Here is a 21255-nt window from a genome sequence, read left to right on the forward strand (position 1 = left end):
AGGACTGGGACGGGAGAGAGACGACATGAACGACCGATACCTCGTGGTGCTCAACGACGAGGAACAGTATTCGATCTGGTGGGCCGACCGGGACCTGCCCGCCGGGTGGCGCGCCGAGGGGACCGAGGGCACCAGGGAGGAATGCCTGGCGCGCATCGAAGAGGTCTGGACCGACATGCGCCCGCTGAGCCTGAGGTGAGCGCGGCGGTGCGGTTCCTCGGCGATCTGGTGTGGCGGCAGGCCGCGGCCACCCCGGACGCGGTCGCGGTCGTCGACGGAGACACCGCGTTCACTTACGCGCAGCTGACCCGCCTGGCCGTCCGTCTGTCCCACCGGCTCCAGGACAGGGGGATCGGCCGCGGCCACATCGTCGGGATCGCCCTGCCCCGCGGCGCCGACTTCATCGTGGCGGTCCTGGCGACGTGGCGCAGCGGGGCGGCCTACCTGCCGATCGACCCCGGCCACCCGCGTGAGCGGCGAGAATGGATCCACCGGGACGCGGCGCCGTCGATCGTGCTGACCCCCGGCCTGTTCGACGCGGAGGCGGAGCCCCCGGAGGCGGAGCCGGCGGCGGTGTCCGGGACGGACGCCGCGTACGTGATCTACACCTCGGGTTCGACAGGACGGCCCAAGGGCGTCGTGGTCACCCACGAGGGCATCGCCAACCGGGTGCTGTGGACGGTCGAGACCCACCGGCTCGGCCCCGGCGACCGGCTGCTGCACAAGACGTCGGTGACGTTCGACGCGGCGGGCTGGGAGATGGTGGGCCCGCTGGTCTCCGGCGGCACCGTCGTCGTCGCGCCGCCGGGCGCGGAAGGCGACCCCGAGGCGATCGTCCGGCTGGCCCGAAGCCACCGGGTCACCGTGCTCCAGGTCGTCCCCTCGCTGCTCAGACGGCTGGTCCGCGAGCCCGGCTGGACGGATCTCGGCGCGCTGCGGCTGCTGTTCTCCGCCGGCGAGCCCCTGCACGCGGAGCTGTGCCGCCGGGTCCGGCTGCCCGGGGTCGAGGTGTGGAACACCTACGGGCCGACGGAGTGCGCGATCGACGTGACGGCGCAGCCCGTCGACCCGGAGCAGACGACGGGCCAGATCCCGATCGGGCGGCCGATCACCGCCATGCGGGTGGTGGTGCTCGACCCCTCAGGAGGCCTGGCCCCGATCGGAATGCCCGGCGAACTGCACGTCGGCGGCCCCGGCGTCGCCCGGGGATACCTCGGCCGGCCCGGGCTCACCGCCGAGCGGTTCGTGCCCGACCCGTATGGCCCGGCCGGCGGGCGGCTCTACCGCACCGGAGACCTGGTCCGCTGGGACCAGAGCGGCACCCTGCACTACCTGGGACGGCTCGACGACCAGATCAAGGTCAACGGCGTCAGGATCGAACCGGCCGAGATCGAGGCCGTACTGGAACGGCATCCGGCGGTCAGCGCGGCCGTGGTGACCGCCACCGACAACGCCCTGGTCGCCCATGTCACGACCGAGGAGGAGATCAGCCCGATACGGCTGCGCCTCTTCGCCCGCGAGAGCCTGCCCGACACCCACGTCCCGACCAGGTTCGTCATGCTCGACGAACTGCCGACGCTGCCCAGCGGCAAGGTGAACCGCGCGGCCCTGACGGTGCCGGCCGCCGAGGAGCGGAAGGAGCCCCGGCCGCCGCGCACCGCGGCCGAGCGGAGGGTCGCGGACGTGTGGGCGGAACTGCTCGACATGGACGGCGGGGTCGGCGGGGTCGGCGTGGACGACGACTTCTTCCAGCTCGGCGGGTCGTCGCTGCTGCTCACCAGGCTCGCCAACCTCCTGGACATCCCGCTGCCGGAGCTGTACGAGACGTCCACCGTGGCCGGGCAGGCCAAGCTGCTCGACGAACGTGCCGGCGTCGAACCGGTCCGTCCCGCCGAGCGGACGCCGACCATGGAGGTCTCCTTCGGGCAGCGGCGCCTGTGGCTGCTCGACCGCATCCAGCCGGGCAGCCCGGAATGGATCGCCCCGCTGTTCATCCGGCTGCCCGCCGAGGTGGAGGCCGCCACCGTCGCGAGGGCCCTGGAGGAACTCGGCCGACGGCACGAGGTGCTGCGCACCCGCTACGTCGCGCACGACGGCGAACCGCGTCAGGTCGTCGACGAGCACGTCGACGTCGAGCTCAGGATCGCCGACGGCGATCTCGGCACCCTGTTCGCCGAGCAACTCGCGCGCGGCTTCGACCTGGAGACCGGACCGGTCTGGCGGGCGATGCTGGCCAGGGCGGACGGCGAACAGGTGCTCATGATCACTGTTCACCACATCGCCTGCGACGGCTGGTCCTCGGTGCTGCTCGACGCAGAACTCCGCGCGCTGTGCGCCGGGCGCGAACTCCCCGCGACGGGGCTGCGGTACGCCGACTACGCGGCCTGGCAGCGCCGTACGCTGACCGATGACGTGCTCGCCGGGCACCTGGACCACTGGCGCGGCCACCTGGCCGGCGTGCCCGCGCTCGATCTGCCGACCGACCACCCGCGCCCGCCGCACCGCGACCACCGCGGCGCGATGGTCGTGTTCGAGGTTCCGGCGGAACTGGCCGGGGACCTGACCGAACTGGGCCGGCGGCACGGCACGACCCTGTCGGTCGCCCTGCTCACGGCCTGGGCCGCGCTGCTGTCCAGGTACAGCGGGCAGCGCGACTTCGCCGTCGGCCTGCCCGTCAGCGGGCGGGAACGCCCCGAGTTCGGAGACGTGGTCGGGTTCTTCCTCAACACCCTGGCGCTGCGGATGGACCTGACGGGCAACCCCTCCTTCGAGGAGGCGTTGCGGCGCGTCGGCGAGGTCAGCCGGGCCGGATTCGCGCACCAGGTGGTGCCCTTCGACCGCCTGGTCGAGGAACTGCAGCCGGAGCGCCACCTCTCCCGCACCCCCATCTACCAGGCCGCCTTCGACCTGCACGAGGTCGGCCACACCGACACCGAGCTGCACCAGGACGACGCCGCCCCGCTCGGCGCGGCGTGGCTGATCGCCAAGACCGACCTCAGCCTCCTCGCCCAGCACCGTCCCGACGGCTCGGTGCTCGCTTCGATCGAGTACGCCACCGCCCTGTTCGACAGGCACACCGCGGAACGGATGGCCGAGCGCTTCCTGCGCCTGCTGTCGAGTGTCACGGCCGAACCGGGCGTCCGGCTGTCGGCCGTCGACCTGCGCGAGGAGGAGGAACGACGGCGTCCGGTCCCCACCGCCGAGCCGCTCCCCGTCACCCGGTGCGTCCACGAGGTGTTCGAGGAGATGGCCGGGCGGACGCCCGAGGCCACCGCGGTGGTGTTCGAGGACACCTCGCTGACCTACGCCGAGCTCAACGCCCGCGCCAACCGGCTGGCCCGCCACCTGGCCGGGCGCGGCGCGGGGCCGGAGAAGCTGGTCGGCGTGTGCCTCGAACGAGGCCCCGACCTGCTGCCCACCCTGCTCGCGGTGCTGAAGACCGGGGCCGGGTACCTGCCGCTCGACCCGGGGCAGCCGGCGGACAGGATCGCCTTCATCGTGGCCGACGCGGGAGCCGAGACGGTGGTGACCACGTCGGACCTGGCGGCGAAGGTGACCGGCGACCTCGTGCTGCTCGACGAGATCGACCCGGACGGCTCCCCAGCCGACCTCGGCGTCGTCGTACGCCCGGACAACGTGATCTACGTGATCTACACCTCCGGCTCGACCGGCAGGCCCAAAGGTGTGGTGGTGACGCACGCCAACGTGCTTCGCCTGTTCACCGCCGCGGGACGCTACCAGGACTTCGGCGCAGACGACGTGTGGACCCTCTTCCACTCCTACGCCTTCGACTTCTCGGTCTGGGAGATGTGGGGCGCCCTGCTGCACGGCGGCCGTCTGGAGGTCGTGCCCCGCGAGACCGTCCGCGATCCGGACCGCTTCCTCACCCTCCTCGCCGAACGGGGGGTCACGGTCCTCAACCAGACCCCGTCGGCGTTCCGGCGGCTCGTGGCGTTCGCGGCGGCGGAGGACCCGCGCGTCGACCGGCTCGCCCTGCGCTCGGTCGTCTTCGGCGGCGAGAAACTGGAGGTCGGCGAGCTGGGGCCGTGGATCCGCAGGCTCGGCGTCGACCGCCCACGTCTGGTCAACATGTACGGCATCACCGAGACCAGCGTCCACACCACCCACCGGCCGATCGGCACGGCCGACACCGGAAGCCCGATCGGCCTGCCCCTGGACGACCTGCGCGTCCACCTGCTCGACGAGTACGGCGGCGTGGCCCCCGACGGCGTACCCGGGGAGATGTACGTCGGAGGGCCCGGCGTGGCCCGCGGGTATCTCGACCGGCCCGCGCTGACCGCCGCCAGGTTCATTCCCGACCCGTTCGGCCCTCCGGGATCACGCCTGTACCGCAGCGGCGACCTGGCCAGGCGCAACCGCGACGGCGGCCTGGAGTTCCTCGGCCGGGCCGACGAACAGGTGAAGATCCGCGGCTACCGGGTCGAACTCGGCGAGATCCAGGCCGCGCTCCTCGACCAGCCGGGCGTCCGCGACGCCGTGGTGGTGCTGGGCGAGAACACGCTGGTCGGCTACGTCGAACCGGAGGGCGAGGAGATCGATCCGGGCGAGCTGAAGGTCGCGCTGGCCCGCCGCCTGCCCGACTACATGGTGCCGAGCGCGATCGTGCCGCTGGACCGGATCCCGCTGACGGCCAACGGCAAGCTCGACCGCGCGGCGCTGCCCGCGCCGGGTCGCGACGAGGTGGGCGCCGCCGAGTTCGTCGCCCCGCGTACGGCGGTCGAGACGTGGATCGCCAAGGTGTGGCAGGACCTTCTGGAGATCGACAAGGTCGGCGTGGGTGACGACTTCTTCGCCCTCGGCGGCAACTCCATCCTGGTACTGCGGATGATCGCCCGGGTCCAGGAGGAGTTCGACGTCGAACTCGGCGCGCGGGAGGTCTTCGAAAACCCCGGCCTGGTGCGGCTCGCCGGGCTGGTGGAGGCCAGGGTGCTCGCGGAGATGTCCGGTTCAGCGAACTTCGAGATGGAGACACGATGACAGTGCGGCACCTGATCTCGGTCGACGATCTGTCCGACGGCGACATCAGGAAGATCGTGGCCCGGGGCGTCGAGTTCCGCGAGAGGGGCGCCGGAGCGGACCGGCCGCTGGCCGGAAGGATCGCCGGGATCTACTTCGGCAAGACCTCGACGCGGACCAGGACCGCGTTCACCGCCGGCACGCTGCGGCTCGGCGGGCAGGTCATCCCCCTCGGCCCGGGCGACCTGCAGACCAACACGGGCGAGTCGATCGAGGACACCGCGCGGGTGCTGGGCAGGATGCTGGACGTCTTCGTCATGCGCACCGCGGGCGATCCCGCCGAGATGCGGACGTTCGCCGAGGAGGACCGCATGGCGGTGATCAACGCGATGAGCGCCACCGAACATCCGACCCAGGCCCTGACCGACATCACCACGCTCCTGTGGCGCTTCGGCGGTGTCGAGGGGCTGCGCATCCTGTACGTCGGCGAGGGCAACAACACCGCCTCCGCACTTGCACTGGCGCTGAGCAGGTACCCCTCGGTCCGGCTCGAACTGCGCACCCCGCCGGGCTACGGCCTGGCTGACGACATCCTCGCCCGCGTCGATCCCGAGGTGGTCACCGAACGGCACGACATGGACGACCTGCCCAAGGGGGTGAACGTCGTCTACACCACGCGCTGGCAGACCACGGGCACCACCAAGCCGGACGCGAACTGGCGGGAGATCTTCGCGCCGTTCCAGGTCACCACCGCCCTGTGGGAGGACAGCCCGCAGGCCGTGTTCATGCACGACCTGCCCGCGCACCGGGGCGAGGAGGTCACCCCCGAGGTGATCGACGGCAAGCACAGCATCGCCTTCGACCAGGCGGAGAACAAGCTGCACAGCGCCATGGCCGTACTGGAGTGGTGCCGCGTGGAGGACGGCGGCCGATGACCGCGCAGACGCTGGACGCCGTCCTCGGCGATCCGTGGGACGAGGCCAATCCGCTCGGTTTCGCCGCGGTGCTCGACGCCGACGAGCGGGGGGAGCTGCTCACCCCCGGTGAGGCCGCGCTGGACGACGTCCGGCTCGCCGCGGAGTTCGTGCCGAGGTCGCTGGGCGGCCGGCTGGTCCAGGTGAACGGGCTGGTCCAGCCGATGCGGGCGATCTTCAGGCGTGACCCGACGCTGGGGCTCGGCTACGGCATCACCAGTTTCATCGCCGCCGTTCCCGTCTGGACGGACGGCGACGACGGGCAGCGGCGCTGGCTGGCCGATCTGCTGCTGCGCGGGGAACGCGCGGCGGCGGCGTTCACCGAGCTCGCCCACGGCGCGGACTTCACCAGGGTCGCGCTGCGGGCCGAGCCCCGGCCGGACGGGTTCCTGGTCAACGGCGCGAAACAGCTGATCAACAATATCGGGCGCGCACGCGCGGTCACCCTGTTCGCCCGCACCGACGACCAGCCCGGCAGCCGCAGTCACTCCACGCTGCTGCTGGACATGGCCACCCTGCCGCCCGAGACCGTTCGTGTCCTGCCGCGCTTTCCCATTTCGGGACTCAGGGCGAGCCTGCTCGCCGGCGTGGAGTTCACGGACTGCCCGGTTCCCGCGCCGAGCCTGCTGGGCAGGCTCGGCGCGGGCCTGGAGACCTCGCTGCGCGCCTTCCAGGTGACACGTACGGCACTGCCCGCGATCGTCGTCGGCGTCCTCGACACGCAACTGCGCCTGGTGACCGGCTTCGCCGGTGAACGGGTGCTCTACGGACGGCCGGTGGCCGACATCCCCCAGGTGCGGGACGGCCTGACCGGCGCCTTCGTCGACCTGCTGGTCTGCGACGCCTTCAGCGCCGTCGTCGGCCGGGCCCTGCACCTGCTGCCGGAGCAGACCAGCGTGGCCGCCGCGGCGAGCAAGTACGTGGTGTCCACCCTGATCGAGGCGGCGGCCTACGACCTGTCGGTTCTGCTGGGAGCGCGCTCCTACCTCCGGGAGGGTCCCTACGGGCTGTTCCAGAAGTACCAGCGTGACCTGTCGGTGACCTCCCTCGCGCACGCCAGCGAGGCGGCCTGCCTGTCCACGATCATTCCGCAGCTGCCGCGGCTCGCCCGGCGGAGCTGGCTGCGGGCCGAGCCCGCCCCACCGGAGCTGTTCGAGTTCGAGGGGGAGTTGCCCGAACTCGACTTCGGCCGGCTCGTCGTCGACGCCAGGGGCACGGACTCCCTCAGCGCCGCGCTGGTCCTGGCCGACGCGCCGGAACTGGCGGAGCTGCGGGCGCTCTTCCTCGCCGAGCTCACCGCGCTGCGCGCGAGCTGCGTCGACCTGCCGCCGGGGGAGCGTACGGTGTCGGCGTCGGCGGGCACCTTCGCGCTGGCCGAACGTTACAGCCTGGTGCTCGCCGCCGCCGCGTGCGCCGGAGTGTGGGCCGCCCGACGTGATCCGGTCACCACGGCCTGGCTGGTCGTGGCGCTCGGCCGGCTGGCCGACCGGCTCGGCCTGCCGCACTCGCCGCCGCCCGCGGACGCCGGGCGGGTGCTGTTCGCCGAACTGGTACGCCGGCACGAGCGGTCACTGACGTTCGACCTCTCCGGACATCCGCTTTCCCGGCACGGCGGCTGACGCCGACGTGAGCTGCCCCCTCCGCGGGCAGCTGTGGCCGCAGCCACCGGCTGGCTTCGCACGGAGCAACACGGGGCACCAACCCCGCGCGTCCGCTACTTCGTCGGTACTCGGCGCCCTCGTCATGTTGTCCATCATCTCGATCCCTCCACGCGCTGTCTCTGCGGCCTGTACCACTCTCCTGCCGGTAGCTGGCTGCACTTCTCCCATGGGTCCAAGGGCCCGGTCGACCACCTCCCGGCCGGGCTCGGTGCTTGTGCGGCGGCTGTCACCAGGGACTTCGTCCTCTGCCGTCATTCGGCTGCCGGGCGTCCCGGCGGGGACCGTTACGAGGTTCCGCCGGGTGCCTCCGTCGCCTGCAGGAAGCGCACAACGGCGATCACCCGCCGGTGGTCGGTGTCGGCCGGGGCCAGCCCGAGCTTGGTGAAGACGTTGTTGACGTGCTTCGCTATCGCGCTCTCGCTGACCGTGAGCGCGGCGGCGATCCCGGAGTTGGACCTGCCCTGCGCCATCTGCCCGAGCACCTCCAGCTCGCGTGGCGTCAGTGTCTTCAGCGGGTCGCGGTTGCGGCGGCGCGCGAGCACCTGGGAGACCACCTCGGGGTCGAGGACCGCTCCGCCCTCCGCCACCTGCCGTACGGCCTGCACGAACCCGTTGATGTCGACGATCCGGTCCTTGAGCAGGTAACCGATGCCCGCCATGTCCCCGGACAGCAGGTCGGTGGCGTAGCGCTCCTCCACGACCTGGGACAGCACCAGCAGCGCGAGCCCGGGCCGCTCCCTGCGAAGGGTGAGCGCGGCCCGCAGTCCCTCGGTGGTGTGGGTAGGCGGCATCCGCACATCGATGATCACCAGGTCGGGTGACGACCGCTCGACCGCCTCCATCAGCTGGTGCGCGTCACCGACCGCCGCGACGACCTCGATCCCGCCGGCCTCAAGTATCCGGGTGATGCCCTCCCGCAGCAGTACGGAGTCCTCGGCGATTGCCACGCGCACGGTTTCTCCCCACATCACGCTGCGCCAGCAGTACACGAGCCGACCCACTCTAACGCGCCACGGCCTCCTCCATCAGATCATGATCCGCAAGTTGTCCCTCCCGCACGGGGAAAGTGATCTGTCGCTCCTGTACCGGTCGCAGTACGCTGAGACCCGCATCCGGCATCCAGGCACTGTCCGGCACACAAGGCGTTCGACGCTCGCGTCCTTCGACGGTCGCGGGCAGGAGGAGTCCGTGCACGTGACTCGTGAACGACGGGGATCGCGCCCGCTCTGGCTGGCCGTCGGCGGGACCGTGTTCGCCTTCACCGTCCTGGCGTGCGTGGTGACCCTGCTGTCCTGGCTCGGCAGGCAGTCGGAGACGCAACGGCAGGAGTATCGCCGGCCGGCCCGGCTGCAGATCGACGTGGCCGACACGCAGGTCGTCCTGCACGCGTCCTACTCCGGCACCGTGGAGGTCGAGCGGTGGCTGGCGTGGTCCTCCGGCAAGCCCGTCGCCGACGAGGTGTGGCAGGGCGACACGCTGCGGCTGAGCCTGGACTGCCCGTCCACGCCGCACCTGCCCGGGTGCTCGACGGCCTACCACATCTGGGTGCCCGCAGACCTCTCCCTGGCGGTGACCACGTCGTCGGGGGAGGTGAGGCTGGAGAACCTGAGCGGCACGATCCGGGTCGACACGGACTCGGGCAACGTGGAGGGCACCGGTCTCGGGGCCGCCGACGTCACCGTGACCGGCGGATCCGGCGATCTGCGACTGGGCTTCACCGGGGTGCCCCGTCACGTCGTGGCGCGGATGTCCTACGGCGACGTCACGATCGGGCTGCCCAGGGGGCGCGCCTACAACGTGCGTGCCACGGCCGTCGAGGGACACAGGAACATCGGGGTCCGTCAGGATCCCGGTGCGCCGACCACGATCGAGGCGAGTACCGCCTATGCCGACGTCACCGTCAGGAACGCCTCCGATGTCCCCTGAGCAGGACCGTGGCGAGAACGCCACCTTCGAGCGCCACGGTCTCGCGCGCCTGTCACGCGCGGTTCTGCGGGCACCTCTGACGGCCAGGACCTGGATGGCGGTACTGCACCTGGCGGCGGGGCTGCCCGTCGGGCTGCTCGGCTTCTTCGTCCTCGGTGTGCTCTGCGTGCTCACCATGAGCCTGTCGCTGTCCATCGTGCTGGCGGTGCTGGCGGTTGTGGCGCAGGCCGCGCTGCTGGCATGCGTCCGTGCCTGCAGCACGATCCAGCGTTCCCGGTTCACCGCGCTGCTCGGGGTGGACATCCCGTTCACGCGGCGGCCCGTCGCCGGAGGCTGGTTCGGCCGGGTGATGAGCGAGGCGCGCAGGGAGTCGACCTGGCGGCAGCTCTGCTACCACCTGATCGCCCCGCTGATCGGCGGTGTCGGTTTCGCCGCGACGGCCGTGACCGTGGCGGCCGCGCTGACCTTCACCACGGCGCCGCTGTGGGCCTGGTTCGCCGAGAGCGGGTTCGGCTGGCACCTCGGCGAACCGCTCACCCTGCTCGGGCTGACGGCGGGAGGGGCGGCCGCGCTCTTCGCCGCGCCCTGGGTCGCCCGCGCGGCCGTCGCCATCGACGTGAGCGCCGCGATGGCGCTGCTGGGCAGCGCGCGGGAGAAGGAACTGGTGGAGAGCAGGGCGGGGCTGCTGGCGGCGATCGAGGCCGAACGCCGCAGGATCGAGCGGGACCTGCACGACGGCACCCAGCAGAGGCTGACCGCGATGGCCGTGAAGCTGGCCATCGCCGGGCAGACACTGACCGACCTTCCCGAACCGGCGCTGCGCGCGATCAACGAGGCGCAGGAGGAGGCCACGCAGGCGCTGGCCGAACTGCGTGACCTCATCCGCGGCCTGCATCCGGCGGTGTTGGACGACCTCGGCCTCAACGCGGCGCTGTCCGGTGTGGTCGGCCGCTCACCCATCCCGGTCGAGCTCACCGTCGACCTGCCCGGCCGGTTACCGCCGCCCATCGAGTCGATCGCGTACTTCGTGGTGTCGGAGGCCCTGACGAACGTGTCCAAGCATTCGGGAGCCGACAGGGTCGAGGTGGCCGTCAACAAACACGGTGACTGGCTGCACGTGCGCATCGCCGACAACGGGCGCGGGGGTGCCGTCGTGGGCACCGGCAGTGGGCTGCGTGGGCTCGGCCAGCGGGTCGCGTCCGCGGACGGGGCGTTCGCCATCGACAGCCCGGCCGGGGCGGGAACGACGATCAAGGTCGATCTGCCGTGCGAGGTTTCTTACTGAACAATAACTATTACTGACTTGCGCGACATGGGCTTGTAATTCATGGCAAACTACCCAAAGTGGGTCGAGATATGGAGGCATGGCACACAAACGGGGTAAACGCTTCGACTGTGGGGGCACAGAATGGCGTTGATCAGTCCTGCTCAAAATCTGCGGTTTCATCTGCTCGGACCGATAGAGGTATGCGATGAATCGGGTCCCGTCAAGCTCAGCGCGTCGAAGATGCGGACGCTCCTGGCCACGCTTTTACTGGCAAGGTCGCGAATAGTCTCAGACTCGCGAATCGCGGCGATGCTGTGGGGAGAGCATCCACCCGCGACCTCGGAGGCGCAGATTCAGATCTATGTGTCAAGGCTCCGTCAGAAGCTTGGCATTCAGATTATGCGCCAGCGGCCCGGATACATTCTTGAGGCCGACCCCGCCCGGGTCGACCTGATGGAGTTCGAGCGACTGGCCAAAGAAGGCAGAAGGCTTCTCGACGTCGGCGTGCCGCACGAGGCGGCCGCCGCCCTGACCCGGGCACTCGCCCTCTGGCGGGGCCCCGCGCTGGCCGGTGCGACCGACCTCCTGACCAACGCGGAACGCCCACAGCTCGAAGAGGCCAGGCTCGCCACACTGGAGGACCGGATCGACGCCGATCTGGCCGCCGGCAGGCACGCCGAGCTGAGCTCCGAGCTGACCGGTCTCGTCGCGCTCAACCCGTGGCGGGAGCGCCTGCGCGGCCAGCTCATGCTCGCCCTGTACCGGAGCGGCCGACAGGCCGAGGCGATGACCTCCTACCAGGAGCTCCGGCGGCTGCTCGCCGACGACCTGTCCATCGACCCCAGCAACGACCTGCAGGAACTGTTCATGCGGGTGCTGGCCGCCGATCCCGCCCTCAACCCGCCGCCCGCCGCAGACGAGGCCTCCGCACGCCCGGCCGTCGTCACCGCGGTGCGTCCCGCCCAGCTGCCGCCGGACGTCGCGGACTTCACGGGCCGTTCCCACGAGATCACCTACCTGTCCACGATCCTGCAGCGGTGCGGGTCGAACTCGTCGATCACCGGATGCGTCATCAGCGGGATGGCCGGGGTCGGCAAGACCGCGCTCGCCGTACACGTCGCGCACCTGTGCCAGGACAGCTATCCGGACGGCCAGCTCTACGTCGACCTGCGCGGACTCTCCTCGCCCGCGGTCACTCCGTTCGACGCGCTCGGCGGCATGCTCCAGTCCCTCGGCGTGGACGGCGCCGCGATCCCGCCGAACCTCGACGAACGGGTGAAGCTCTACCGCAGCAGGCTGATCCGCCAGCGGGTGCTCGTGGTGCTGGACAACGCCTTCAGTGAGGAACAGGTCCGTCCGCTGCTGCCCACCGGCCGTGGGTGCGGGGTCCTGGTGACGGGACGGGCGCGGCTGGCGGCCCTTGAGGGTGTGCCGCTGCTCGACCTGGTCGTGCTGGACCCCTGCGAGGCGATGACCATGCTCGGCCGCATCGTCGGCGAGGACCGCATGAGGTCCGAGCTGGAGAAGGCCGGCCGGATCGTCGAGCTGTGCGGTTACCTGCCGCTGAGCATCAGGATCGCCGGCGCCCGGCTGGCGACCAAACCCCACTGGAAGCTGGCCCAGCTGGCCAGGCTGCTCGACGTCCAGCATCGCCGCCTGGACGAGCTGCGGATAGCCGACACGAACGTCAGGGCCAGCCTGCTCCAGAGTTATCAGGGCCTCTCCTCTCCGGTCAGACGAGCCTTCCACCTCCTGGCGCTGCCCGACGTGTCGCACTTCGCGCTGTGGACGGCCGCGGTCGTCCTCGACGCGAAGGTGGCCGAGGCACGGAGCCTGGTCGAGCAGCTGGTCGACGCCAGGCTGCTCGACAGCGTCCCGACCTCCGGGGAGATGTCGGCCCAGTACCACTTCCACGACCTGGTCCGCGCGTTCGCCCTGGAGCGCGCCGCGATGGAGGAACCCCCGCGTGAGCGGCGCGCCGCGCTCACCCGGGTCACGGGTGTGTCCCCCTGGCCGAACTGGGTCGGAGTTCCCTGTACCTAATGCCACCAAAAGTCGGGCACTGCCTTCCGTGACCGGGCACTCGTCTGTTGCGAGCCTGGTCACATGATTGCTCGGCTAGGAAGTTTCTGTTTCCGGTTCCGCTGGTGGACGCTGGTCCTCTGGCTGCTCGTCGTGGGTGTGGGTTTCGGCTCGGTGGGGCCGCTGTTCGCTTCCCTGGCGGCGAACCGGGCACCGCAGGGCACCGAGTCCGATGTGGCGCTTCAGACACTGGCCGACGGACGGGACCGGGGCGGTCAGCTCGTGGCACTGCTGGACGGCGTCGACCCCGGCACCTCGCGGGCCGGGGAGGCCGTTCGGCGGGCCTCCGACGACATCCGCGGCCTCGCCGGTGTCAGGGAGGTGGGAAAGCCGCTCATCGCCCCCGACGGCCGTGGCATGGCCATCACCGTCACCCTGGAGAAGATGGACTACCAGCGGGGCGACCCCCTGATGGACAAGGCGGCCGAACGCCTGCGGGCCATGACGAAGGAGCTGCCGGGGGCGAAGGTCGGCATCGGTGGCCAGGACATGATCGACAGGGGCACCGACGAGACCTCCCAGGCCGATCTGAACTGGGCCGAGATGCTGGCGTTGCCGCTCACGCTGGTGGTGCTGGTCTTCGTGTTCGGCGGCGTCGCCGCGGCGATGCTGCCCGTGCTCGGCGCGGTGGTCACCATCTTCGGGGCGTTCGCCGGTGTGCTGGCCTTCACCTCCTTCATCGCGATGGACACCACCGTCATCAGCGTGGTCACGCTGATGGGCCTCGGCCTGTCCATCGACTACGGCCTGCTGCTGGTGGCCAGGTACCGGCAGGAACTGGCCGACGGTCACGTGCCGGCCGAGGCGGTCAGACGGACCTGGGCCACGGCAGGCCGGACCATCGTCTTCAGCGGCCTGACGGTCGTCGCCACCCTGAGCGGTCTGCTGGTCTTCGACGTTCCCCGGCTCCAGACCCTCAGCGTCGCGGGCCTGACCTCCACCCTGATCGCGCTGCTGGCCGCGCTGACGCTGACGGGCGCGCTGCTCGGCCTCCTTGGCAGGCGGATCAAGCCGGCGAAGGCCAAGCCCGCTGACGGCGCCGAGCGAGGACCCTTCGCCAGACTCGGCCACTTCACACAGCGCAGGCCCGCCCTGGTCATCCTGGGTGCCCTGACGGTCCTGCTGGCCGCCGCCGCCCCCCTGCTCACCGTCAGGGTGGCCCAGCCCAACCTGGCCGGTCTGCCCCGCAGCGTGGAGGCGGTGCGGGTCGCCGACGAGCTGGCCGACCGCTACAGGCAGAGCGTGAACCCGTCGGTCATGGTGGTCTCCCGCGCCGACAAGGCGACCCTCACCGAGTGGGCGGCCAAGTGGCGCGGGGATCCCGCCGTGTCCGCCGTCCGGCCGGTCGTGACGGAGGGGCCGGGACTGACTTCCGTGGTCGTCGACACGCGCGCGGACTCGCAGAGCGAGGCGGCGCAGGACCTGGTACGGCGGATCCGCGCGGACCGGCCGCCGGGGGCCGAGTCGTGGGTCGCGGGTGAGGCCGCCGTACTGATCGACCTGGTCCGCGAGACCCTCGACGACCTGCCGCAGGCCGTCCTCATCCTGGTCGGGTCGGTGCTCCTGCTGCTGTTCCTGATGACCGGATCGCTGCTGATCCCCCTGAGCGCGCTGGTGATGACCCTGTTGTCGCTGGCGGCCACCTTCGGGGTGATGACCCTGCTGTTCCAGCACGGCGTGCTGGCCGATCCGCTGAACACGCTGACCCTGCCGGGACTGAGCCCGTACGTGTTCCTCGTGGTCTTCGTCTTCGCGTTCGCCTTCTCCACGGACTACGAGGTGTTCCTGCTGGGCCGGATCAAGGAGAACGTCGACGACGGCCTGGACAACGACACCGCGGTACGGCGCGGCCTGCAGGTCAACGGCCGCGTCATCACCTGCGCCGCGCTGCTGATGCTGATCGTGTTCGCCAGCTTCGGCACCGCCGAGCTCAGCGACATCGAGCAGCTGGGAATCGGCCTGTTCGTCGCGGTGCTCATCGACGCCACCGTGGTCCGATGCCTGCTCGTGCCGGCGGTGATGACCCTGTTCGGCTCGGCCAACTGGTGGGCTCCCCGCCCGCTGCGCCGGTTCCACGCCCGTTTCGGCCTGCGCGAGACCGAGGCCCTCGCCCCGAGGCCCGAGGATCTTCACCGGTCGCCGGTCCGGAGGTGAGGACACGCCATCGTGCGCCGGCACCCCGGAGCGGTCGCCGGCGCACGGTGGCGTGACAAGGATCCGGGTCCGAGTCCGTCACGACGTTCGTTGAGAGGTTTGTCCTGCTCCGACCCGGGCAAGCCGCTCAGAGAGCCTCGGCGTTCTCCCAGGTCAGGGCAGAAACTTGGATACTCATCATTCGAGGACTTCCCGTGACGGACGTGACACCACATAGGACCGGCTTCTTCACCGACACGAGCATCTGTATCGGCTGCAAGGCCTGTGAGGTGGCCTGCAAGGAGTGGAACGACGTGCCCGACGACGGGTTCGTCTTCAGGGCGACCTCCTACGACAACACCGGCAGCCTGGGCGCCGACACCTGGCGTCATGTGGCGTTCATCGAACGTCCTCGCCCGGCCTCTGAGGACGGTGACGGCGACGGTGACGGTGACGGCCTTGAGGGCTGGCTGATGTCGTCCGACGTGTGCAAGCACTGCACGCACGCCGCCTGCCTGGACGTCTGCCCGACCGGGGCGCTGTTCCGCACCGAGTTCGAGACGGTCGTCGTGCAGGCGGACGTGTGCAACGGCTGCGGCTACTGCGTGCCCGCCTGCCCGTACGGTGTGATCGCCCGGCGCGAACCCGACGGCAGGGCCTTCAAGTGCACGATGTGCTACGACCGCCAGCTCGGCGGCCTGGAACCCGCCTGCGCCAAGGCCTGCCCGACCGACTCCATCCAGTTCGGGCCGCTCGACGAGCTACGGGCCAGGGCCGAGGAACGCGTGAGGAGCCTGCACGAGCAGGGCAGGACGGAGGCCCGCCTGTACGGTGCCAGCCCCGACGACGGTGTCGGCGGTGACGGCGCCTTCTTCCTGCTGCTCGACGAGCCCGAGGTGTACGGCCTGCCACCGGACCCGGTGGTCACGACGAGGGACCTGCCGCAGATGTGGCGGTGGGCGGCGGGCGCCGCGCTTTCCCTCACCGGCGTCGTCGCCCTGTCCTTCCTGGGCGCCCGCGCAGGCCGGGGCCTCCAGGGCCGGGGCCCCTCGGACCGAGGGCTCCTGAGCCGGGGCCTCCCGGGCCGGAGTCTCCTGGCGTGGGGCCCCCTGGAGCGGGGGAGGGGCAGGTGAGGCGCGGGGAGGAGCCGATGGTGCCCGAGGCCGGGTTCCGGTCCTACTACGGGCAGCCCATCATCAAAGCCCCCGTCTGGCACGAACCGCACATGCCGGTCTACCTGTACCTCGGCGGCCTGTCCGGCGCCGCCGCCACGATGGCCGCCGTCGCCGGGCTCGCGGGAACCCCCCGGCTCGCCCTCACCGCCAGGGTGACCGCCGCGCTCGGCGCCGCCGCGGGCGCCGGGTTCCTGGTCGCCGAGCTGGGCAGGCCGGAGCGCTTCCTCAACATGCTGCGCGTGTTCAAGCCGACCTCCCCGATGAGCATGGGCTCGTGGATCCTGGCCGCGCACAGCGGGGCGACCGGGCTGGCCGCCGCCTCGGCGCTGGCCCCCCTGCTGCCCGCCCGGCGGACCCCCGCCTTTCTGCGCGCCCCCGCCGTCGCGGCCGTACTGCCCGTCGCGGGCGACGCCTCCGCCGCCGCCGCCGCGGTGATCACCGGCCCGCTGATGGCGACCTACACCGCCGTCCTGCTCGCCGACACCGCCGTACCCGCCTGGCACGAGGCGCGTAGGGAACTGCCGTTCCTGTTCGCCGGGAGCGCGCTGGCCAGCGCGGGAGCCGCGGGCATGCTGACCACTCCGAGGGCGGCCGCGGCCCCGGCCAGGGCCATGGGCGCACTCGGGGCCGCCGTCGAGACGGCCGCGGGCGCGCTGATGGAGCGGCGGCTCGGGCTGGTCGGCGAGCCGTACCGGACGGGGGAGGCGGGGCGCAGGATGCGCGTGGCCCGCGCCCTGACGGTCGGCGGCGGGCTGCTGGCCGTCGTGGCGGGACGCAGCCGTGTCCTGACCGCGCTGTCCGGCGCCGCCCTCACCGCGGGCGCGCTGTACACCCGTTTCGGCCTGCTCGCGGCGGGCCGGGCCTCGGCCGCCGACCCCAGGTACACCGTCGTCCCCCAGCGCCTGCGCCTGGAGGCGGGCCAGGCGGCCTCCGTCCCCGCCGGTTCCTGAGCCCGTTCGGATCCGTGGGGTCGAAGCCCGCCTGGCCCTTCGAAGCCGGGCGGGTCCTCTGATTCCCTGAGACCTGCACGCCTTCGGGTGCCGGGAGACCCGGAACCGTCCGCGTGTTCAGCGCAGCCGTACGGCCACGCCGTCGAAGACCGTCAGCTCACCCACGACCGGCGCGCCCGGCACCTCCCCGGCGACGAGCAGGCCGCCGGAGGTCTGGGCGTCGGCCAGCAGCAGCACGTCCTCCTCGTCCAGGCCTCCGGGGTCCAGGTGCGGTTCCACCCACGCCAGGTTGCGGCGGGTGCCACCGCTGACGTAACCGTCCCGCACCGCCTGACGCGCCCCCTCCAGGTACGGCACCGCCGCCGCGTCGATCACGGCCGTCACACCGCTCGCCCTGGCCAGCTTGTACAGGTGCCCCAGCAGGCCGAAGCCGGTCACGTCGGTCGCGCACTCGACGCCCGCGGCGAGCGCCGCCCGTGAGGCGTCCCGGTTGAGCGTCGTCATCGCCGCGACGGCCTGCGGGAAGACCTCACCGGTCGCCTTGTGCCTGCTGTTGAGCACGCCGACCCCGAGCGGTTTGGTCAGCGACAGCGGCAGGCCCGGCCGTCCGGCGTCGATGCGCAGCAGCCGCGCGGGGTCGGCCAGGCCGGTGACGGCCATGCCGTACTTGGGCTCCGGGTCGTCCACGCTGTGGCCGCCCGCCACGTGGCAGCCCGCCGCCCGTGCCACGTCCAGGCCGCCGCGCAGGACCTCCTTGGCCAGGTCCATCGGCAGCACGTCCCTGGGCCAGCACAGCAGGTTGACGGCCACCAGCGGGTCTCCGCCGACCGCGTAGACGTCCGACAGGGCGTTGGTCGCGGCGATCCGCCCCCAGTCGTAGGGGTCGTCGACCACGGGGGTGAAGAAGTCGGCGGTCGCCACGACCGCCCGGCCGCCCTCGACGCGGACCACGGCGGCGTCGTCGCCGTCGTCGAGCCCGATGAGCAGGTCGTCCGGCCGGTCGCCGGACAACAGCCCGGCGACCACGGCCTCAAGCTCGCCTGGCGGGATCTTGCAGGCGCAGCCGCCTCCGTGGGCGTACCCCGTAAGCCGGGGCCTGCCCGTGTCCGATGTCTCCGCTCCCGTTTCCGGGAGGATGCCGGGTCCCGCTGCCATCTACGTCTCCTCCGGTCGGCCGCCGACGGTCGCGAGGGGACACCGTGAACCTTCATGACCCTTCGTGTCCGCTCGCCTCCCGGCGGTCCTACCCGTCCGCGGGTATGTTCTCCCTTGGAGGCGTCTGGGTGCCTGGTGGACCCCCCGGTCTTCAAAACCGGTGAGGCCGAGGTTCTCGGCCTGGCGGGTTCGATTCCCGTCCGCCTCCGCTCCTCCGTCCCGCCCCGTCTGGCCGCTCGTGCCTTTTGCGCGTACGCTATGACCAAATGACCGAAGGAGTCATAGCTTTGGCAATCGCGTTCACCACCGAGGAGAAGGCGCGCATCACCCGCGTGCTGCTCGACGCCGGTGAGGAGCTGTTCACCACGCAAGGCCTGAAGAAGACCTCGCTGGAGGAGCTCGTCGCCCCGGCGGGCATCGCCAAGGGCAGTTTCTACTCCTTCTTCGACTCCAAGGAGTCGCTGTACCTGGAGATCATGCTCCGTCGCGCCCCGACGGTGGCCGCCCACATCTCGGCGGCCCTCGACGACCCGCCGGGAGAGGAGAGCCTGGTCGCCGTCATGCGCGCCATCACTGGCGTGCTCACCGGAGACCCCCTCTACCGGCGGCTCCTCACCCGGCCGGACGAACTGGAGACGGTGACCCGGCGTGTCGGCCCCGAGCAGATCGCCCGCGTCGCCCCACAGGTCGTCACGCCGCTGCTCGACTACCTGGCCGCGGGACAGCGCTCGGGTGTCGTGGTCGCGGACATTCCGCCGGAGACGCTCGTCGGAGTGATCCGCGGCGTCGGTCTCATCGTTCTCAACCGCGACCGGTTCGGCCCCGCCTACGAGGCGGTGCTCGAAGCCACCATCAGGACTCTGGCAAGGGGAATGCTGACATGAGCGTTCTGGACAAATACGCGAATATGGCCGGAATGACCGACGAGGCGTGGAAGCGTCACGCCAATCCGTGGAGCGTCTGGACCCGGTTCGCCGCCATGCCGCTGGCGATCACGGCGATCTGGAGCCGTACCTGGATCGGCTGGTGGTCGCTGGCGCCGCTGGCGCTGGTCGTCCTGTGGCTGTGGGCCAACCCGCACGCCTTCCCGCCGATCACCAGGCCGACCGCCTGGTCCTCCATGGGCATCTACGGCGAACACCTGTGGATGCGGGACCGCTCCCGCACGCCCTCCGGGTTCGCGGTCGCCCAGCGGGTCTGGACCGTCGGCGGTCTCGCCGGACTCGCCCTGCTGGTGTGGGGGCTGATCGCCCTGGAGATCTGGCCGACCGTGTTCGGCCTGGCCCTCATCGTGTACGGCCAGCTCTGGCGCATCGACCGGCTGGGCGTCCTCTACAACCAGACGCGCCCCTCCGAGGCGGGCGAGGCCACGGGAACCGCGTAACCGACGTTCGCCGGGAGATCGGACGGTCAACGGGCCGATCTCCCGGCGGCGGACCGGTTTGGCGCCGGTCGTGAGTTCTGGCGTGGCCGGGTCTACCGAGCCGGGGGCGACGCGGGCGGGGTTTCGCCGGTCACGCCGTGGTCGCGCCGGTCCCTCGTCACGACGCCTTGCGGCTCAGGGTTCCGACGAGGGTGCGGATGTAGGCGCCGGAGGCGGTCCTGGACTGGTAGTGGTAGGTGGCGCTGGTGACGGTGGTGCTGCCCGCGGCGCATCGGGGGTTGAGCAGGGTGGCGGTCCCGCCGGGGCGGGGGGCGTCGCCGGAGCTGGGGGCCACGGTCCAGGTGTAGCCGCGCTTGGAGGCGGTGCCGGTGCCGGCGAAGGCCTTCGGCTGTCCGGCGTAGATGTCGTCGACGTTGCCGCCGATGACCGCCAGGCCCCCCTTGGGCAGCAGGGGGACCACGCCGCCGGGCACGACGGAGACCCGGCGCTTGACGGAGGTGCCGCTGTTGCCGTTCCAGAACGTGGCCCGCGCCGAGCCGGAGAAGCCCGAGGTGAGGGCGGCCGAACGCCAGTCGGCCTGGTGGCCACCACAGCCGGGGCCCTCACCGGCCGCCTGGGCGGTACTGAAGGGCGCCTTCGTGACGGCGGGAAGGACGGCGGCCTGGGCGGGCGATATGAGAGCGGGCGTACCGGCCAGTGCGACGAGGGTGGTGGCCAGCGACAGAACAGACAGATGGCGCATAGGAAGCTCCTTTGAACGGACGTGCCCCCAGCCGCCGGGATGCGGTGTCGTGGGGGCGACGGCAACCTATCGCCACGGAAGGTAGTCGCGTGATTACGGTAGGGAAATGGCCGGTTCAGGTCACCCGCTTGAGTCGGAGCCTCGGCTGTCGTCCGTGTGCATCCCCCGCCGCGGCGGATCGAGCCGGAGAACCACTCACGCTGACCGGTTTCGTCGGCGGTGTCCGGAGGCGGCTTTCCGGTGCGGTGGCGTGGAGGGGTCGTCATCTCCCGGCACGGTTGAGACGTTTATCACAGGTTCCGATTCGTTGTCCTTTGCGGTGGAAATTTTCCAGTCGCTCGCCACGTCGTGGTCGTCGGCCGTTCGGGTGAGAGTTCGTACGGGGCCATCCGGGGTGAATCTGCCGGAATCCGTCCTTGTGTCATTCGACGGGTCGGTTAAAGATCGTACGGATAGAGCTGGATTTCGGGGGCGCAGAAGGAAATCTGACCTTCCACGGGAAGCTCCGACCTGCGATTCGTGATTTCGATCAGAAGGATGTCCTTCCCCACTCCGATCTCTACTGTTGAATCATCGCCGTCGTCGAATCGGATAACCGAACCCACAATTATGGTGGCAGTCCCTGCTCCGGTGGCCTCCGAAAGGGAAGTGGTGCCTGAAGAGGCGAAAGTCCATTCTGTGACCTCTTCTGGTACTTCGATCTCTATATCGAAGTGCCCTGGTTTTGCAGGGCGCTTTCCCATCCATCGGCCGGACGCGGTGCCGGACTCGCATCTGAATTGTACGATTCCCTGCGCTGGGTCCAGGACCTGCAGGATTTCCACTCGCA

Annotated in this window: 16 protein-coding genes, 1 tRNA gene and 1 pseudogene; 14 read left to right on the forward strand and 4 right to left on the reverse strand. The window is 71.0% G+C overall.

Annotation, left to right across the window (positions count from 1 at the left end; all coding sequences use genetic code 11):
* The first annotated feature begins 25 nt into the window (after nucleotides 1-25).
* From ABZ463_RS01985 to ABZ463_RS02000, 4 genes are read left to right on the forward strand one after another with little or no spacing between them, the layout of a single operon-like run.
* On the forward strand, nucleotides 26-199 hold the full coding sequence (locus tag ABZ463_RS01985; protein WP_352012703.1) for an MbtH family protein: 174 nt from the start codon (nucleotides 26-28) through the stop codon (nucleotides 197-199).
* A complete protein-coding gene (locus tag ABZ463_RS01990) occupies nucleotides 196-4998 on the forward strand; it encodes an amino acid adenylation domain-containing protein (protein ID WP_362772020.1) in 4803 nt (1600 codons plus the stop codon). Before ABZ463_RS01985 ends, ABZ463_RS01990 begins: the two co-directional genes overlap by 4 nt.
* On the forward strand, nucleotides 4995-5912 hold the full coding sequence (locus tag ABZ463_RS01995) for an ornithine carbamoyltransferase (RefSeq protein ID WP_362772022.1): 918 nt from the start codon (nucleotides 4995-4997) through the stop codon (nucleotides 5910-5912). The genes ABZ463_RS01990 and ABZ463_RS01995 overlap by 4 nt, the downstream gene beginning before the upstream one ends.
* A complete protein-coding gene (locus ABZ463_RS02000; protein ID WP_362772024.1) occupies nucleotides 5909-7570 on the forward strand; it encodes an acyl-CoA dehydrogenase in 1662 nt (553 codons plus the stop codon). The genes ABZ463_RS01995 and ABZ463_RS02000 overlap by 4 nt, the downstream gene beginning before the upstream one ends.
* A gap of 326 nt (nucleotides 7571-7896) precedes the next feature.
* On the opposite strand, the gene ABZ463_RS02005 is transcribed toward ABZ463_RS02000, so the two are convergent.
* Nucleotides 7897-8565: a response regulator transcription factor gene (locus ABZ463_RS02005; protein WP_362772026.1), complete on the reverse strand. Its 669-nt coding sequence runs from the start codon at nucleotides 8563-8565 to the stop codon at nucleotides 7897-7899.
* 241 nt (nucleotides 8566-8806) lie between these two features.
* On the opposite strand from ABZ463_RS02005, the gene ABZ463_RS02010 reads away from it, so the two are divergent.
* The 7 genes and pseudogenes from ABZ463_RS02010 to nrfD all read left to right on the forward strand — a co-directional run bounded on the left by ABZ463_RS02010 (nucleotide 8807) and on the right by nrfD (nucleotide 17145).
* Nucleotides 8807-9538 carry a DUF4097 family beta strand repeat-containing protein gene (locus ABZ463_RS02010; RefSeq protein WP_362772028.1) on the forward strand — a complete coding sequence of 244 codons (732 nt, stop codon included), beginning with the start codon at nucleotides 8807-8809 and terminating at the stop codon, nucleotides 9536-9538.
* Nucleotides 9528-10823 (forward strand): sensor histidine kinase, encoded by a 1296-nt coding sequence (locus tag ABZ463_RS02015; RefSeq protein ID WP_362772030.1) that lies wholly within the window; start codon nucleotides 9528-9530, stop codon nucleotides 10821-10823. Before ABZ463_RS02010 ends, ABZ463_RS02015 begins: the two co-directional genes overlap by 11 nt.
* Before the next feature lie 222 nt (nucleotides 10824-11045).
* Nucleotides 11046-11186: pseudogene (locus tag ABZ463_RS02020) on the forward strand (winged helix-turn-helix domain-containing protein); the annotation flags it as partial.
* A gap of 18 nt (nucleotides 11187-11204) precedes the next feature.
* On the forward strand, nucleotides 11205-12848 hold the full coding sequence (locus ABZ463_RS02025) for a BTAD domain-containing putative transcriptional regulator (RefSeq protein ID WP_352012715.1): 1644 nt from the start codon (nucleotides 11205-11207) through the stop codon (nucleotides 12846-12848).
* A 63-nt stretch (nucleotides 12849-12911) separates the two neighbouring features.
* Entirely contained in the window at nucleotides 12912-15041 is a 2130-nt protein-coding gene (locus tag ABZ463_RS02030) for an MMPL family transporter (protein ID WP_352012696.1), read from the forward strand.
* A 194-nt stretch (nucleotides 15042-15235) separates the two neighbouring features.
* Nucleotides 15236-16153 carry a 4Fe-4S dicluster domain-containing protein gene (locus tag ABZ463_RS02035; protein ID WP_362772032.1) on the forward strand — a complete coding sequence of 306 codons (918 nt, stop codon included), beginning with the start codon at nucleotides 15236-15238 and terminating at the stop codon, nucleotides 16151-16153.
* Nucleotides 16150-17145, forward strand: coding sequence for an NrfD/PsrC family molybdoenzyme membrane anchor subunit (nrfD, locus tag ABZ463_RS02040; RefSeq protein ID WP_362772034.1), 996 nt, complete (start codon nucleotides 16150-16152; stop codon nucleotides 17143-17145). The genes ABZ463_RS02035 and nrfD overlap by 4 nt, the downstream gene beginning before the upstream one ends.
* 117 nt (nucleotides 17146-17262) lie before the next feature.
* Here nrfD and selD read toward each other — a convergent pair whose 3' ends face one another.
* On the reverse strand, nucleotides 17263-18300 hold the full coding sequence (gene selD / locus ABZ463_RS02045; protein ID WP_362772036.1) for a selenide, water dikinase SelD: 1038 nt from the start codon (nucleotides 18298-18300) through the stop codon (nucleotides 17263-17265).
* 116 nt (nucleotides 18301-18416) lie between these two features.
* Here selD and ABZ463_RS02050 point away from each other — a divergent pair.
* The 3 genes from ABZ463_RS02050 (at nucleotide 18417) to ABZ463_RS02060 (ending at nucleotide 19684) form a co-directional block, all read left to right on the forward strand.
* Nucleotides 18417-18509: transfer RNA gene (locus ABZ463_RS02050), tRNA-Sec, on the forward strand.
* Between the two features lie 78 nt (nucleotides 18510-18587).
* Nucleotides 18588-19184, forward strand: coding sequence for a TetR/AcrR family transcriptional regulator (locus tag ABZ463_RS02055; protein WP_352012692.1), 597 nt, complete (start codon nucleotides 18588-18590; stop codon nucleotides 19182-19184).
* Nucleotides 19181-19684 (forward strand): DUF6653 family protein, encoded by a 504-nt coding sequence (locus ABZ463_RS02060; RefSeq protein WP_362772038.1) that lies wholly within the window; start codon nucleotides 19181-19183, stop codon nucleotides 19682-19684. Before ABZ463_RS02055 ends, ABZ463_RS02060 begins: the two co-directional genes overlap by 4 nt.
* Before the next feature lie 157 nt (nucleotides 19685-19841).
* On the opposite strand, the gene ABZ463_RS02065 is transcribed toward ABZ463_RS02060, so the two are convergent.
* Together ABZ463_RS02065 and ABZ463_RS02070 are read right to left on the reverse strand one after the other, a co-directional pair.
* Nucleotides 19842-20426 carry a hypothetical protein gene (locus tag ABZ463_RS02065; protein WP_362772040.1) on the reverse strand — a complete coding sequence of 195 codons (585 nt, stop codon included), beginning with the start codon at nucleotides 20424-20426 and terminating at the stop codon, nucleotides 19842-19844.
* A 437-nt stretch (nucleotides 20427-20863) separates the two neighbouring features.
* Nucleotides 20864-21250, reverse strand: coding sequence for a hypothetical protein (locus ABZ463_RS02070; RefSeq protein ID WP_352012689.1), 387 nt, complete (start codon nucleotides 21248-21250; stop codon nucleotides 20864-20866).
* Nucleotides 21251-21255 lie beyond the last annotated feature (5 nt).

The organism is Streptosporangium sp. NPDC020145 (genome assembly GCF_040631275.1).
In the GTDB taxonomy this organism is placed as follows: domain Bacteria; phylum Actinomycetota; class Actinomycetes; order Streptosporangiales; family Streptosporangiaceae; genus Streptosporangium.